The organism is Muricaecibacterium torontonense (assembly GCF_004793925.1).
GTDB classification, from domain to species: Bacteria; Actinomycetota; Coriobacteriia; order Coriobacteriales; family Atopobiaceae; genus Leptogranulimonas; species Leptogranulimonas caecicola.
Map to the genome: position 1 here is coordinate 442154 of NZ_SRYE01000002.1, position 15143 is coordinate 457296.

General features: G+C 59.3%; 13 protein-coding genes. 12 read left to right on the forward strand and 1 reads right to left on the reverse strand.

Features of this window, described 5'->3' with window-relative positions:
* The first annotated feature begins 17 nt into the window (after positions 1–17).
* From E5334_RS04955 to E5334_RS04965, 3 genes are read left to right on the forward strand one after another with little or no spacing between them, the layout of a single operon-like run.
* Entirely contained in the window at positions 18–386 is a 369-nt protein-coding gene (locus E5334_RS04955) for a GntR family transcriptional regulator (protein ID WP_136012480.1), read from the forward strand.
* Between the two features lie 29 nt (positions 387–415).
* Positions 416–1321 carry an ABC transporter ATP-binding protein gene (locus E5334_RS04960; protein ID WP_136012481.1) on the forward strand — a complete coding sequence of 302 codons (906 nt, stop codon included), beginning with the start codon at positions 416–418 and terminating at the stop codon, positions 1319–1321.
* Positions 1322–2053: an ABC-2 transporter permease gene (locus tag E5334_RS04965; RefSeq protein WP_136012482.1), complete on the forward strand. Its 732-nt coding sequence runs from the start codon at positions 1322–1324 to the stop codon at positions 2051–2053. It abuts the gene before it with no gap.
* Positions 2054–2529: 476 nt separating this feature from the next.
* Here the strand turns inward: E5334_RS04965 and E5334_RS04970 are convergent, their stop codons facing one another.
* A complete protein-coding gene (locus tag E5334_RS04970) occupies positions 2530–5238 on the reverse strand; it encodes a phosphoenolpyruvate carboxylase (protein WP_136012522.1) in 2709 nt (902 codons plus the stop codon).
* A 327-nt stretch (positions 5239–5565) separates the two neighbouring features.
* Between E5334_RS04970 and E5334_RS04975 the strand changes: the two genes are divergently transcribed.
* The 9 genes from E5334_RS04975 to E5334_RS05015 all read left to right on the forward strand — a co-directional run bounded on the left by E5334_RS04975 (position 5566) and on the right by E5334_RS05015 (position 14682).
* A complete protein-coding gene (locus E5334_RS04975) occupies positions 5566–7113 on the forward strand; it encodes an NAD(P)/FAD-dependent oxidoreductase (RefSeq protein ID WP_275438931.1) in 1548 nt (515 codons plus the stop codon).
* Positions 7113–8495 (forward strand): NAD(P)/FAD-dependent oxidoreductase, encoded by a 1383-nt coding sequence (locus E5334_RS04980; protein WP_136012483.1) that lies wholly within the window; start codon positions 7113–7115, stop codon positions 8493–8495. Before E5334_RS04975 ends, E5334_RS04980 begins: the two co-directional genes overlap by 1 nt.
* Entirely contained in the window at positions 8492–8932 is a 441-nt protein-coding gene (locus E5334_RS04985; protein WP_136012484.1) for a DUF1667 domain-containing protein, read from the forward strand. The genes E5334_RS04980 and E5334_RS04985 overlap by 4 nt, the downstream gene beginning before the upstream one ends.
* Positions 8933–10498, forward strand: a complete 1566-nt coding sequence (gene glpK / locus E5334_RS04990; RefSeq protein ID WP_136012485.1) for a glycerol kinase GlpK — start codon at positions 8933–8935, stop codon at positions 10496–10498. It abuts the gene before it with no gap.
* A 38-nt stretch (positions 10499–10536) separates the two neighbouring features.
* The gene (locus E5334_RS04995) at positions 10537–11316 is read left to right on the forward strand and encodes an HAD family hydrolase (RefSeq protein WP_167604299.1); all 780 of its coding nucleotides are present in this window, start codon (positions 10537–10539) and stop codon (positions 11314–11316) included.
* Positions 11317–12207, forward strand: coding sequence for a hypothetical protein (locus E5334_RS05000; protein ID WP_136012487.1), 891 nt, complete (start codon positions 11317–11319; stop codon positions 12205–12207).
* Positions 12208–12241: 34 nt separating this feature from the next.
* On the forward strand, positions 12242–12856 hold the full coding sequence (locus tag E5334_RS05005) for a flavin reductase (protein ID WP_136012488.1): 615 nt from the start codon (positions 12242–12244) through the stop codon (positions 12854–12856).
* Positions 12857–13232: 376 nt separating this feature from the next.
* On the forward strand, positions 13233–13514 hold the full coding sequence (locus tag E5334_RS05010; RefSeq protein ID WP_136012489.1) for a hypothetical protein: 282 nt from the start codon (positions 13233–13235) through the stop codon (positions 13512–13514).
* Positions 13515–13734: 220 nt separating this feature from the next.
* Positions 13735–14682: a linear amide C-N hydrolase gene (locus E5334_RS05015; RefSeq protein ID WP_167604300.1), complete on the forward strand. Its 948-nt coding sequence runs from the start codon at positions 13735–13737 to the stop codon at positions 14680–14682.
* The last annotated feature ends 461 nt before the right edge of the window (positions 14683–15143 follow it).

Consider the following 15143-nt stretch of genomic DNA (forward strand, 5'->3'; position numbering starts at 1 on the left):
ACAGAAAGGACACTCACTTGGAACTGGTGATTTCAAACTCCAGCGGCAAGCCCATCTACGAGCAAATTTGCGAGCAGATAAAAACCGCCATCATGACCGGCGACCTTGAAGAAGGCGAGCAGCTGCCCTCCATCCGGTCGCTGGCCAACAGCCTGCGAGTGAGCGCCATCACCACCAAACGCGCCTACGCAGATCTGGAAGCCACCGGCTTCATCACCACCATGCCTGGCAAAGGCAGCTTTGTGGCTGGCGGCAACAGCGAGCTTTTGCGCGAGGAACAACTGCGCGAGGTGGAGGAGCTCCTTGGCCAGGCGGTGGAAAAGGTTCGCTCGCTGGGGCTTGCCAACGAAGAGATAGATGAAATGCTTTCGCTCGTTATGGACTAGCCTCTATTTGTAAGGAAAGGATTCCAACCATGGCAACCCTTGATCCCACTGCCCCTCTTATCCTGGCGCGTGGGCTCACAAAATACTACGAAGACTTTTCCCTTAAAGCTGTGAACCTGGAAGTGGCCCCGGGCGAGGTGGTGGGGTTTATCGGCAAGAATGGGGCCGGCAAGACCACTACCTTGAAGGCGCTTTTGGGGCTCATCAAGCTCGATGGGGGAGAAGCGCAGGTGCTCTCCTGTCCCAGCTCGCTGCTGGGAGGCGCCCAAGGAAATGACGCCAAGGAGCATCTGGGGGTGGTATTTGACAGCACCCCTTATCCCGGCAGCCTCACAGTGGCCGACGTTTCTGCCATAGGATCCTATGCCTACGAGACCTGGGATGCTCCGCGTTTTTGGGAGCTTGCTCGCGAGGCCGGCCTTGATAAGGATAAAAAGGTCGAGGACCTCTCCCGCGGCATGGGCATGCGCCTGCAGCTGGCCATGGCCTTGAGCCACGACTCGCGAGTGCTGGTGTTGGATGAGGCCACGGCGGGGCTCGACCCCATCGCTCGAGACGAGATCCTCGAGGTGCTTCGCGACTATGTGTCAGACGGCGAGCGCGGCATCTTGATGAGCAGCCACATCACCTCTGACCTGGAGCACATCGCCGACCGCGTGGTATGCATCGACGACGGCGCCATCGTCTTCGACCTGGCCCGCGAAACCATCACCGACGAGATGGGTGTGGCGCACTGCCGCACCTCGGATTTGGAGCGGGTGCAAGCGGCGGGGATCATCGATCCCGATGCCTGGCGGCAGCTTCATAAGGGCATGTCCTGGGATCTTTGGGTGCCCGATCGCTTCGCGTTCCAGGAGAGCTTCCCTCAGATCCCCTGCGACCCGTTAAGCATTGATGAGTACATGACTCTTTTATTCAAAGGTGGCGACCGATAAATGAAACCTGCCTTCCTGGTAGATCTTAGGGTCTATCGCGACTATTTGATGCGCACCTTCCGCATCGCCCTGGTGATCACGGTCTTTGAGATGGTGGCGCTTCAGAGCATGGCGCCTGTGCCTGGCATGATGGGCACGATTCTTCTCATTGGCTGCGCTCAGACCGGCCTCACCAACGATTCCCATGGGTGGGAGTGCGCACGCCTGGTCATGCCCATCTCTCGGCGCGAAGTGGTCTATGCCCGCTACTGCATTGCGGCAGCGGTAGGGCTTCTGGCTGCGCTCCTGGGCGCGGTTATCTGCGTGGCGGTGGGGCTGGTGGCTTCCGGCCTGGACCTGCCTGCCGAGCAAGCCGCCGCCTTTGCTCTTACCGCCGAGAACCTAGGCGTCATGGCGCTGTCGTCTTCTCTGATCTTGCTTATAGGCTGCGTGATGTTGGGCATCCTTTTGGCCGTGGGCTTCAAGCTGGGAATGACCAAGACTACCCAACAGCTGCCCTTCATCCTTTTGCTGGTCACTTTGGTGCCTCTGATCGTGCTGTCCGCCTTTGGCATGATGGATAACTCGCCGCTAGACGCCCTGGTGGCATCGCTGGGCGGTGTGCTGGACGGGTTGTTTGCCCAAGGCTGGGTGCTCATTCTGACGTGCGTTGCCATTGTGTGCGTAGGGCTTGTGGTGTTGGCGCTTACCGCCCAACTGGCCGCGAAGTTCTACGAGGCCAGAGATTTTTAATTGGTGGCAAGGGCAATGCGGAGCTAGGCGGATATACCGGCTGGACATGGCGCTGAGGAACGGCGCGACTCGAAAGAGAGGCTTAAAGCGGATCCAAAAGCGGGCTGCCTGACGGCTCTAAGGCAGATAGGAAGACGATCACTTTGAGGCTGGGGCGTGAGAGAAGAAAGAGATGGACCGGAAGAAGCTGCTTTGTGTCCTCTGAAAAAGTACTACGTTAGCTACCTTATAATGTATAGAAATTAGTGACTTATCTGCATTAACGCAGATAAGTATGTATCAACATGTAGCGTATGTAGTATTAATTCAGAGTGTGTCCAAGGACTGTATGGAACAGAATCCTATGAGCCGCAGAGTTCCATGTGCTGCCATAGAGTCCCGGTACCCGGGCGCCCCAGCGCGGTGTGGAGCCCATGTTTGCAGCATCTGCTCCGCGACAACGCACTGGGGATCCCGCCTAGGGCCGGCAGCCCGTATCAGCCTGTATTCTGCAGGCCGGCAGCAACGCCGCTCACGGTGCACAAGATTAGGTACGTAAGCTCTGCGCGCTCCTCGTCGCTTAGGCTGTCAGTCTTGCGCAGGCGTTCCAGCGATCGCACCTGGGCCAGCGACAGCACGTTCACAAAGGGCAGGCGCATGCGCACCAGCGGCCCCAGTACGCGGCGGTTTTGCAGCGGCCACTCGTTGCCGGTGATCCGCAGCACCCAGGAGCGCGTCAAAGCCATCTCGTCCAGCACGGTCTTAGCCAAATCGTCGCGGTCGCCTAGGGCCAAATACATGCGAGCCAAGCGCTTGTCGGTCTTGGCCAGAGACATCTCGATGTTGTCGATAAACGTGGTGAACAGCGGCCAGGTCTCGTAGGCCTTGCGCAAAAGCTCTAGGTCGCCCAGGGTCTCGCAGGCAGTGCCCAGGCCATACCAGGCGGCCAGGTTCATGCGCGCCTGGGACCAGGAGAAGATCCAGGGAATGGCGCGCAGGTCGTCCAGCGACTTGGCGCCCAGGCCACGCTTTGCAGGGCGGGAGCCAATGGGCAACAGGCCAATCTCTGTGAGCGGGGTGACCTCGCCAAACCATTCCACAAAGCCATCGGTGCCCAGAAGCTCCTCATACTTGGCGCGGGAGGCTTCCTCAAGCACCTGGGTCATAGGGGCGAACTGCTGGGTGGCGCCGGTGTTGATGTTTTGCACCGAGGTGCTGGCATGGGTGAGGGTGGCTCCGGCCACGCTCTCGATATGGCGGCGGGCCAAGGTGGAGTTGCCATAGCGGGCAAAGATGACCTCGCCCTGCTCGGTGAGCTTGAAGCAACAGTTCACTGAGCCCTTGGGCTGGGAGAGCACCGCGCGGTTGGCCGGGCCGCCGCCGCGGCCTACCGCTCCGCCGCGACCATGCATGAGCACCAGGTCGATGGCGTTGCGGCGTGCCCAGTCAGCGATATCGTGCTGGGCCTGATGGAGCACAAAGGTGGCGGTGGTGGGACCGGCGTCTTTGGAAGAGTCGGAGTAGCCCAGCATGACTTCCATGCGGCGCCCGGTTTGGGCCAGGCGACGCTGAACGTCGGGCAGCTGGATGATCTCATCTAGGGTATCCACGGCGTTTTGGAGGTCTGTCACCTGCTCGAACAGGGGAATGACGTCCAGCTGGGGAACGTCTTTCTCGTGGGCGAAGGCCAGGCGTGCCAGCTCGTAGACGTTGGCGATATCCTGGGCGCACTGGGTGAACGAGATGATGTAGCGTCTGGCAGCGGCCACGCCGTTCTTGCGCTGGATGGTGCCGATGGCGCGGAAGGTGTCCAGCACTTCGCGGGTCATGGGCGCCAGCTCGCCGTTCTCGCCCCAGCGGCCATGCTCGCGGATGTCTTCCAAGGCGCGGGCATGCACCAGGGAGTGCTGGCGAAATTCCATCTCTACCAGGGAGAACCCAAAGCTTTGGGCTTGCCAGATGAGCTTTTGGAGAGGGCCGTAGGCCTCGCGGACAGCGCCGGCCTCGGCAAGGGAGCGCTGGACCACCAAGAGGTCTGCGATGTATTCCTCAGGAGAGCTATACATGATGTCTGCCGTGCGGGCCACTGTGGCGGCGAGGCGCTCGGAGATCACCAGCATGACGGCGCGGTGGGTCTCTCGGGTGGACATGCCGGCTGCCTTGGAAGTGAGCACCTCGCTCATCTCCACCTGATGGTTCCACAGATTCAGTAGCTCTTTGGAGGGCTTGGTGAAGACGGTGTCCAGCGTAAGGTTGCGGCCCACGTCTGCCGTGCGCTCAGCCAGGCGGGTCAAGGCATGGACGCGGTATTTCTCGGCCACCAGGCGGCTCACCTTGGCGGTGACGTTGGGGTTGCCGTCGCGGTCGGAGCCAATCCAGCTGCCAGGATGGAAGAAGGCAAGGCAGAGGGGTGGCACGGCGCCGGCTTTGTCGCCCAGCTCCCAGTCGTCGAAGCGACGGTAGACCTGGGGCACCACGTCAAAGAGGGTGTGATCAAAGATGTCGATGACGGTGTCGGCCTCTTCCACCGGCGTGGGCTTGCGGTGAGAGATAGGGGAGGTGCGCAGCATGGAGGAGATTTCCTGAAGCATGCGACGGTCGATCTCTGCTTGAGTGGCGCCGGTGGCGCCTGAGCGCTCCTCCAAAAGCTCGGAGATGCGGCGGATCTTGCCGGCGATGGCCTTGCGGCGGGCCTCCGTGGGGTGGGCGGTGAACACCGGGCGGAACTCCAGACGGTTCAAGATGCCCTGAGCTTTGGCGCGGCCGCGCTCCTCCAGGAGGTTGTAGAAGCCCACGGTGAGGTCGTTCACTGGATCCTCTGCCGAGGTGGTGGGCACTTGGGCCTCGCGCTCGCGCAGGGCATGGACGCGGTAGTTCTCCTCGCAGATGTTGGCCAGGTGGAAGAAGACCGTGAAGGCGCGCACCACCAGCGTGGCCTCAGAAGTGGTGAGGTTGTCGTAGGTCTCGATGGCGTCTTCAAAGGCGCAGTCGGCGTCGAAGTCTTCGATGAGCTCCCGGTAGTCCTCGGGCATTTGGGCATCCGGCGAGATGTTGACGATGATGGAGTCTACCAGCAGGCGGTCGAACACCGCCAGCAGCTTGGGGTCGCACTCTTCCAGCACGGTACGCACCAGGTGCAAGAAGAGCCAGATGTTGTGCTGCAGCTCTGGAGGGGTCTTAAGGAACGCCAGCGCCTCCTCGGCCATTGCGCGCTTGTCCACCCCCTCGATACCTGGATTGATCGCTCGATCGATGGGATGTGTCTCAACGTGCGCCACGCCCAACTCCTCGCTCTAGGTCATCTACCAAGTCGATTGCACTCTATCCCAATTGGGTGTCGCGGGTGTTTCTATATCCTCTAAAACATCATTGGGCCAAATGCCCGAAATAGACCCAAAATGCACCCCCAGTGCTGGGGTTCTTAATTTGGCCGACCATTCTGAGCCAAAGCTGTAGGTTTTCTTGGGACTACCTGTAAACTGTCTGCTAAGTATTCTCACATTTAGATTTGTTTTTCCATTAGAGAGGGACTCATGACTTCATCTCCTGATGCCCCGCCTTGCCGAGAAGCCCATCCCTCGACCGTTGAGACCCCTGTGCTGGACGTGGCCGTTATCGGCGCTGGGGCCGTGGGGTGCGCTCTCGCGCGAGAGCTCTCCTATGAGCAGCTGAACGTGGCCGTTTTCGAGGCTGAGCCCGACGTGGGCTGCGGCACGTCCAAGGCCAACTCGGGCATTGTCCACGCGGGCTTTGATGCGGCTCCCGGCTCGCTCATGGCGCGCCTCAATGTGGCCGGAGCCGCCCTCATGCCGCAGCTCTGCCGCGACCTCGACATTCCCTACGAGCAAAATGGCTCGCTGGTGCTGGCCTTCGATAGAGCCGACATCCCCCGCTTGGAGGAGCTGGCCTCCCGAGGCTGCTCCAACGGGGTGGAGGGGCTCGAGGTGATAGGCCAAGAGCGCCTACGCCGTCTGGAGCCTCATGTGTCGCCTGAGGCAGTGGCCGCTCTTTGGGCGCCCACCGCAGGCATCGTGGACCCTTTCATGCTCTGCGTGGCTCAGGCCGAGTTGGCTGCCGATAATGGCGTCTGGTTCCACCTGTCAGAGCCGGTGGGGCAGGTGCATCGCCTGAACGCCCAGGATGAGGTCTCTTCTCAAGAGGCAGCAGCGCTCTCGCAGGGAGCCCGCTGGTGCGTCGCTACTGCCCGGGGCGCCTACTATTGCCGATGCGTGGCAGCTGCGGCGGGGCTCTTCTCGGCAGACTTGTATAACCCGTGGGTCCCCCAAGAGCAGAGGCTCTCTATAACCCCTCGGCGCGGGTCCTACTATTTATTGGACATATCGGCAGAGCCGGCGCCTTGCCACACGCTCTTCCAGTTGCCAGGGCCCAAGGGCAAGGGCGTGCTCGTGGCCCCCACCGTTCATGGAAACACGCTGGTGGGTCCCACTGCGGTGGATGTGGACGATCCTGAGGCCACCTGCACCTCGGCGGCCGAGCTGGCCGCTATCGCGCAGCTTGCCCACCAAAGCTTTCCGAAACTCGATCTCAAGGCAACCATCACTTCTTTTGCGGGGCTCAGGGCGCATGAGGCAGGCCACGAGTTTGTCGTCCGCGAAGTGGCGCCCGGCTATGTGCATGCGGCCGGCATCGAGTCACCCGGGCTTACCGCCTCTCCTGCCATAGCGCTCATGATGAAAGAGCTATTAGGTAACCAATTGCATTATATTGCCAACAGACAGTCAGGACGCACGCGCAAGGGGCCTGTGAAGACCCGGGAGCTCTCCGTCGAACAGCTGGCTTTGCTGGTGGAGTCAGATCCTGCCTATGGCGAGATCATTTGCCGCTGCGAGCAGATCAGTGCAGGGGAGATCCTGGATGCCTGCTCGCGATCGATCCCTGTGACCACCACCGATGGGGTGAAGCGCCGCGTGCGCGCCGGGATGGGCCGATGCCAAGGGGGATTTTGCCTTCCCCGCGTCATAGAGCTGGTGGCCCAGGCCGCCTTGCTTCCCCAAGAGGCCATAGGCAAAAACTCCAGTGAGGCCCCCTGGATCACAGGTCCTGTGAAGGAGGGGTTGTAATGGCGTCGTGCAGACAACAGGTAGACCTCGCCATTGTAGGGGGCGGCCCTGCAGGGCTTGCTGCGGCGCTGGCAGCCCAGGAAGCCGGCGTCGAGTCCATCTGCGTCTACGAGCGCGACGAGCGCCTGGGCGGCATCTTGAACCAGTGCATCCACAATGGCTTTGGGCTCCACCGCTTTGGAGAGGAGCTTACCGGCCCCGAGTATGCGGAGCGATATATAGACGCACTTATAGATGCTGGCGTAGACTATCAAGTAGGTACCACGGTGCTTAATATAACGCCAGACCTCGAGATTATGGCTTCCAGTGCCCAGGGGGTGCAGGTTGTTCAAGCGGGAGCCATAGTGCTTGCCATGGGATGCCGGGAGCGTCCGCGCGGCGCGCTCTCCATCCCCGGCTATAGGCCGGCAGGCATCTATACCGCCGGCACAGCTCAGCGGCTGGTGAACATGGAAGGCTTCATGCCTGGCCGCCGAGTGCTTGTCTTGGGTTCTGGCGACATCGGCCTCATCATGGCGCGGCGCCTCACGTTGGAGGGCGCTCAGGTGGTAGGCGTTGCCGAGCTCATGCCCTACTCCGGCGGGCTTAAGCGAAATATTGTGCAATGTTTAGAAGACTTCGACATCCCCCTTTGGCTCTCTTGCACGGTGGTAGGCATTTTGGGCAAGGAGCGCGTGGAGGCTGTGACGCTGGCCCAGGTAGACAGCGCAGGTGCGCCCATAGCAGGTACCGAGCGCACCCTGGAATGCGACACCCTCTTGCTCTCCTGCGGCCTGCTGCCAGAAAACGAGCTTTCCCGCCAGGCCGGTGTAACTCTTAATAAGGCAACCGGTGGCCCTATAGTGACTCAAAGCTTGGAAACATCGGTTCACGGCATCTTTGCTGCAGGCAACGTATTGCATGTGCACGACCTGGTGGACTATGTGAGCGAAGAGGCTGCCCAGGCAGGCAGGGCAGCGGCTGCTTACCTGGCAGTCCGCTCGCGCGAACCGGAGTGCCTTCGCTTTCCTGCTGCCGAGAAGCAAACCAGGCAACCAGTAGCCCAATATGAACAAGAAGCAGCTGCGATATCGAGCACCTATGCCCCCATAGCCCTAGAGGCAGGGACGGGCGTGCGCTACAGCGTGCCTTCCACCATTGATGTGGGCTGCCTCGAGGGTCCAGCGCAGATACGCTTTAGGGTCGCCAATGTCTTTAAGGACGCTTCTTTGGTGGTCCAAGGGCGCACGCGCCAAGGGGAACAGGTGGAGGTGCTTCGCCGCAATAAGCCAGCCATGGTCCCTGCAGAGATGGAAACCGTTGCCATTCCTGCAGCGAAACTGCTCACAGAAGCAGGAGAGCCATGGGTCGGCCTTACTATCTTGGTAGAGGAGGCTTCATGAGCTGTCTTACCGCCCCAACACAGCCGCTGGATTGCCGCTCGGACGGATCATGCGTCGAGAAAAATGCAGCAGGCCAGCCCAAAGAGCTCGTCTGCATCCGTTGCCCGTTGGGGTGCACGCTCCAAGGGCAACTGGCAGAAGGAGAGTGGCATGTCGAAGGCAACCGTTGCCCGCGAGGCGAGGCCTATTTCATAAAAGAGGCCACCAGCCCCTCTCGCACGGTTACAGGGCTGGTGCGCGTGGCAGGTGGTCAATTGCCGGTGGTCTCGGTAAAAACGGTGCCGGAGGTGCCAAAAGACCGGGTGATGGATGTGGCCCGGGGTCTGGCTGCCTTAGAGGCGTTAGCTCCCGTATCCATCGGTCAGGTGTTGGAGGACGATTTTCTCGGCACCGGCGCTTCCCTTATCGCTACCAAGTCGGTGGGAAAGAAGGCTTAGATGACTGACGTAGCCCAACTCAAGGATGATCATGTGGACTATGGGAGCCTCCGTGTTGATCCGGGCGCCTCCTACCTTTTGGCGCTGGATCATGGCACGACATCGTCGCGGGCGATCTTGTTTGACCATGATCGACAGGTGGTGGCGCTGGCCCAAAAAGAAGGGGCGCTCAGCTATCCTGCACCGGGCTGGGTGGAGCAGGACGCCATGGGGGTATGGCTGGACACCATGGCGGTTATGGCGCAGGTGATGAACGAGAGCGGTATCGACCCTGCTGCCATCTGCGCCATCGGCATCTCCAACCAGCGAGAGACCTGTCTTTTATGGGATCGCAAAACGGGGCTTCCGGTGGGGCCGGCTATCGTGTGGCAGTCGCGCCAGACGGCCGATATCTGCGATCGCTGGAAGGCCCAAGGTCTCGAGCCGTTGGTGCGCCAACGCACCGGGCTTCGCATAGACCCTTATTTCTCTGCCTCCAAGATCGTGTGGATGCTGGAAAACCTGCCAGGGGTAAGGGAGCGGGCTCAGGCGGGCGAACTGCTCTTTGGCACCATGGACACCTGGCTGGTGTGGAAGCTCACGGGCGGGTGCGTGCATGCCACCGACCCTTCCAACGCCTCTCGCACGCTGCTGTGCAATATTGAGACCGCCACCTGGGATTCTGAGCTTTTGGAAGCCTTTGGGATTCCAGAGCAAATCCTGCCTGACATTCTTCCTACCTCAGCAGTGCGGGGAACCACAGCCCAATGGGCCTTCTTTGGGGCAGAGGTGCCCATCAGCTCCTGCGTGGGAGATCAGCAGGCTGCGCTCTTTGGGCAGCTGTGCCTGGAGCCGGGGATGACCAAAAACACCTACGGCACCGGCGGGTTCCTCTTGATGAATACCGGCGATACTATCGTGCGCTCCGAGCAGGGATTGCTCTCAACCATCGCCTGGCAAATTGGCGACACTGTCACCTATGCGCTGGAAGGCTCCATCTTTGTGTCCGGCGCGCTTATGAAGTGGCTCAGAGACGGTTTGCACCTCTTCGACGACGTTAAGGACTCCTGCGCCATCGCTCAAGAGGCGGGGAGCTCTGGCGGCGTCTATGTGGTGCCTGCCTTCACGGGTCTGGCTACGCCCTATTGGGATGCGCGGGCTACCGCCTCTATCGAAGGCATCACTTTTTCCACAGGTTCGGGCCACATAGTGCGGGCAGCCCTTGAAGCCATGGCCTACCAGGTAAAAGACGTGCTAGAAGTCATGGAGCGGGAATCTCACATAAAGATTGGCACCCTTAAAGTGGACGGTGGGGCGGCGGCGAACGACTTCTTGCTGCAGTTCCAGTCTGACCTGTGCGGCAGCGCTGTGGAGCGCTTTTGCGTCCATGAGCTCACAGCCCTGGGCGCCGCATTTTTGGCGGGTTTGGCGGTGGGCTTTTGGGATTGGGGCGACCTGGCCATTCAGGTGGATCGCCGCTTCGAGCCCCAGCGGCCCCCGCAGGTCATGGCCCAGGCCTATGCTGGTTGGCGCTGCGCGGTGGAGGCCTGCCGTGCGTTTAAGCCCTCAGGTGTTACCGTGGCATAATCATGGCCCGCGTCTATCGCACCGATCCAGGAGGATTCATGATCAAGCTCGTGCTTACCGATTTGGACGGGACGCTCATTCCCGACGCTCAAGAAGGAGTGTCGCCCAATACCGAGGCGGCCATTCGTGAGCTCAAAGCAGCCGGCATCGCCTTTGGTCCCTGTACCGGGCGCCCCGTCAACATGCTGCCGGATCTCTTTCACAACCAGCTGGACCTCTATGCCACCGGCGTCTATGAGAACGGGACTTTGGGTTTCATCGATGGGGTTGAAGCCTTTCGCCACACCTACCCAGGAAAGGCTCTCAATAGGCTGGGTCATTTTGTGGCGGAGCAGGGCTTCTCAGAGCTCACGTTGTTCGATCCGCTCCATGGTCCCTCAGAACGTTATGGCAAAGAGCGCCTGGAGGAATTGGATCAGCTGGATTTGAGCGCCTATTCCAAGGCCAACCTGCATTTCGACTCGCTCGAGGAGCTGCCGGGGATCGCAGAGGTCCTGCGCGCCCGATTCCCCGAGTTTGATTTTGTGATGCCTGTGACCGATCAGGCGCTCCTGGACATCCTGCCTCATGGTATATCCAAAGCCAACGGTGCCCTCGAGCTTGCCCAGCGCATGGGAATCGCCCCCGAGGAAGTGCTGGTGTTTGGCGATTCGGACAACGATTTTGAGTTCCTGAGCGCCTTTCCCCATTCGGTGGCCATGGCCAACGGCTCCGAGAAAGTCAAGGCTGCCGCCCGCTACACTATTGGTCAAAGCAAGGATTACGCAGTAGCTGCTGCCCTGCGTGAGCTGGCAGCTTGTGCGCGAAAGGAGTCTTGAGTGCCGCTCAAGAAATCAAAGGCTCAAGACGCAGCAGGCTTTATCTTTCACACGTTGGGAGATCGCCCCACTCAGTCGGCTCGAGATTGGGTGAAATCCCAGGTCTTAGGGGTCGAGCAGCGCTATAGGATACTGGTGTTGGCGTGTTGCCTTATAGGGGTGGTCGCCATGTTTGTCGCCTATGGGATGCCCGTGGCTCCTCTGGCGCTCACCCTGGCGGTGGATGGCGCGTTTATCGGCGCGGCCATCGGCTTTGTGAAGCTCTTCTCGTTGCGTCAAAAGCTGGGTAGTGCATTCTCTTATGTGTTGGACGAAGACTGCGACCCCCAGACCTTTGCCGATCGCTACCTGGCCTACATCGAGAGCCTGTGGCCTCACGATTTGGTGGTGCCCCTATGGAACTATTGCCGAGGCCTGCGCTGGCAAGGCCGTTGGGACGATGCGCAGCGGCTTATGGACGCCTACGCCCAAAAGCATGGGGTGACCTCGGGGTCGGCCGCGTTTTGCTACCACCAAGTGCGTGCCTATTGCGCCTATGACCAGCGCGACGCCGCTTCTATGATCGACGAGGTCCACGCCCTCCAAGCCCTCGACACCTCGGGAGTGAGTCCTACCTTTGTGGAAGGTGTCTCTCAGCTGGTGTCTTTAGCCAACATCCTCACGCTGGAAGACGGCAAAGACTATGACCAGGTGTTTGAAGCAGTTGAAGGTATCTTTGATAGGGTGACTCCCGTCCAACGAGTAGAATTCGCCTTGCACCTGGCGCTTTGCGCCCCTAGTCGCTCTCAGGCGATGGAATGGTTGGGCTATACCACCAAGCATGGAGGCACCACCTGGTGTCTTAAAGAGGCCAAGCGCATGCGCCAGCAAGGACCGGTGGCGCTGGGGTAGATATATGCACGACATTGGCAGAAAGGAAGGTCCCATGCCTGACAAGTTTGTAGAGATCGATCCCAAAGACCTGCAGTTCAATCCCTTCGAGATGATCGGCGACGACTGGATGCTCATCACCGCCGGCAACGATTCTGCCTGGAATACCATGACCGCCTCCTATGGGCAGATGGGTTCGCTTTGGGGCGCCAACGTAGCCACTGTCTATGTGCGTCCGCAGCGCTATACCAAGCAGTTCTTAGACCAAACCGACGAGTTCACCCTCTGCTTCTTTGGCGAGGAGTGGCGCGAGGCGCTGGACTACATTGGCACCCATTCTGGCCGCGATACCGATAAGGCCCAGGCCACCCATCTCACTCCTCAGCCTTGCAATGGATCCGTCGCCTTCGAAGAGGCCCAGTTGGTGCTGGTGTGCCACAAGCTCTACGCCCAGGATATCGACCTGGCAGACTTCATCGACACCGAGCTTGCTAAGAAGTGCTACCCCAAGCACGATCCTCACACTTCCTATGTGGGGCGCATCGACCACATGTACTTGGCGGCAGAGATGTTTGCCGAGGACGAGGAGGGCGAGTGCGAGTGCGGCTGTGGCGGCCATCACGACCACGAGCATGGCGACGAGTGCTGCTGCCATCATCATGAAGACTAAGCGGTCGCCGTTCTGATTCCGCCCGTAAGTCTCCAGCTACTCTCCAGTGGCTGGAGGCTTTTTTGTTCCAGCTGCGGCGGAAGGGTTTCTCGGCAAGGCTTTTTTGGGTTGCCCGCTCTCTTGCAGGCAGGTTTCCTCAAGGCAGGTCGTGAACCCCCAGTTTTTCATTGTTTCTCAAGGTCATTTGGGGTATATCCCAAGCTTTGGGGGCATTTTTGCGAAGGGCTCTTGCAATGTCCCCCAATTCCGGTTTGGTGGGAATACCTGGAGCAGTCGAGGTCCAGCCGCATCCACTCCATCGACATCCTGCGATATCAAAGTTGTGGCACCTTTGACTAGAGTTCATCAGCAAACCCGCTTTTGTGAGGTGGTATTCATGAAGGCACGCGAATTCTCCGTCGAATCCTCCGAGGTCGCCTATGAGGCTCGCTTGGCCCTCGATCAAATGGACAGCGAAGAAGAGGTAAGCGCCGAGTCCCTCATTCGCAGCTTCTTCGAGGCTCTCAAATGCGCCCGTACCAATCAGCGTCGCCTGGACTCTCTGCTTTTGGCTCACGAAGGCGAGCTTCCGGGTCGTCTCCGCGAGCTAGGCGTGGATTGCTCCGATGAAGAGGTGCGCGAACTTATCGATCAATTTGGTCGCAATTACTGCTGGTAGACATTTGCAGTTAAGCCATCCACTAACTGGGAAAATGTCCATAGAACTTGTGCACGGAAAGCGCTTTTGTGAAGTGTTGGTAGCAACCTTCAAGTTCTTCTGGGCGAGCATCATTCTGGGGAACGATCCAGGGAGGCGAAGCTTCACTTTGTCGTCAAGAGGCGCCTCTCAAAGTGTGCCTCGCTCTATCCTGCACCTTCACCCTGTAAGGAGCGTCTCTATGTGCACCGCCGTTCGCTTAACCGATAAAAACAACAACCTCTATGTAGGCCGCAATCTGGACTGGGGCGTTCCTTTTGGCGAGAAGCCTCTGCTGGTGCCTGCAGATTGGACCTGGCAAAGCCGCCACATAGGGGCTATTGCCACTCAGTCGCCCATCATTGGTATGGGGCTGCTCATGAAGGACATGCCTCTTTATTTTGACGCCGTGAACGAGGCGGGCCTTTACTGCGCCGGCCTTTCCTTTGCCGCAGGCTTCGCACATTACAACGATGCTGATCCTTCCAAGATCAACGTCACCAGTTTCGAGATGCCCCTTTGGGTGTGCTCCGAGTTCACTACAGTTGCCCAGGTGAAGGAAGCTGCTCAGAACCTCAATATCACCAACGACGCCTTCGATCCTTCGCTTCCTACTTCCGACCTGCATTGGTTCGTCGCCGACAAAGACCAGTCCATTGTCATCGAGCAAACCGCTGAAGGTCTTAAGATCTACGATGACGGCTTTGACGTGTTGACCAATCAGCCGGACTTCCAGTTCCACTGCAACAACATGCGCAATTACATTCACCTGGACGGCGACTGGACACCCGAGCGCACCATGCGCAACGCTCATCTCACCGCCCTGGGCGTAGGTCCCTCGGTGATGGGTCTTCCAGGCGACCCCTCTGCCATCTCGCGTTTCGTTCGCGTTGCACTGCTTAACGCAAGCTATCCCGACCAAGACGATGACGCTGACAACATCACCCGCCTCTTCAAGACCCTCAATGCAGTCTCCATGGTCAAGGGTTACTGCCGTCAGGAGTCTGGCGACTTTGAATACACCATTTACACCGGCGGTTTCGATAGCACTACTGGTACTTATCGCTACACCACCTACGATGACCCTGCCTATCACACCTTCTCGTTTGCCGACGCTGCTTCTCTCTCTGCCCCAGCCAACCTCAAGTAGGGCCGAGTTTTCTGCAGCGAATTTTTCGCCCCAGTGGATTCTTGGATCTGCTGGGGCGTTCTTTTGCCGAGAAACCCCTTCTTTGGCCTCGGGACTTAAGGCGCCCTTTGAAGAGGGAAGAAGTATGAAGTGCCTGGTGTCTGGATTTATGGCCTCTACCAGCAGTTGTGGTCCTTTAAAACCTACTTGAAGATCCACAGTTTCTAATCTTTCGATTGCCGACAGATGCCTACCGTTCACCCCCAAGACAAGCAGTAACACGTTTCCTAGCAGCTACTCTTTTATCTACGCCCGCTGAGGTTTGGAAAGAAGCTGCTGCTTCTGTTTCCCCTTCAAGGCGCAAGAAGGATCTTGGCTCTGTGATGGTGCCTGTGAAGGAAAAATGTGGGGAAACCTCATTTGAGAATTCTCGCTAGGCTCACCCTCTCCCTCGCGTATAGTTCTTTCTCGCGCCGCGGTGG

Coding starts and splice junctions, on each gene's coding strand:
- E5334_RS04965 (WP_136012482.1), top strand. CDS start 1,322: ATGAAACCTGCCTTCCTGGTAGATCTTAGGGTCTATCGCGACTATTTG.
- glpK (WP_136012485.1), top strand. CDS start 8,933: ATGACTGACGTAGCCCAACTCAAGGATGATCATGTGGACTATGGGAGC.
- E5334_RS04960 (WP_136012481.1), top strand. CDS start 416: ATGGCAACCCTTGATCCCACTGCCCCTCTTATCCTGGCGCGTGGGCTC.
- E5334_RS04975 (WP_275438931.1), top strand. CDS start 5,566: ATGACTTCATCTCCTGATGCCCCGCCTTGCCGAGAAGCCCATCCCTCG.
- E5334_RS04995 (WP_167604299.1), top strand. CDS start 10,537: ATGATCAAGCTCGTGCTTACCGATTTGGACGGGACGCTCATTCCCGAC.
- E5334_RS05010 (WP_136012489.1), top strand. CDS start 13,233: ATGAAGGCACGCGAATTCTCCGTCGAATCCTCCGAGGTCGCCTATGAG.
- E5334_RS04985 (WP_136012484.1), top strand. CDS start 8,492: ATGAGCTGTCTTACCGCCCCAACACAGCCGCTGGATTGCCGCTCGGAC.
- E5334_RS05015 (WP_167604300.1), top strand. CDS start 13,735: ATGTGCACCGCCGTTCGCTTAACCGATAAAAACAACAACCTCTATGTA.
- E5334_RS04970 (WP_136012522.1), bottom strand. CDS start 5,238: ATGGCCGAGGAGGCGCTGGCGTTCCTTAAGACCCCTCCAGAGCTGCAG.
- E5334_RS04980 (WP_136012483.1), top strand. CDS start 7,113: ATGGCGTCGTGCAGACAACAGGTAGACCTCGCCATTGTAGGGGGCGGC.
- E5334_RS05005 (WP_136012488.1), top strand. CDS start 12,242: ATGCCTGACAAGTTTGTAGAGATCGATCCCAAAGACCTGCAGTTCAAT.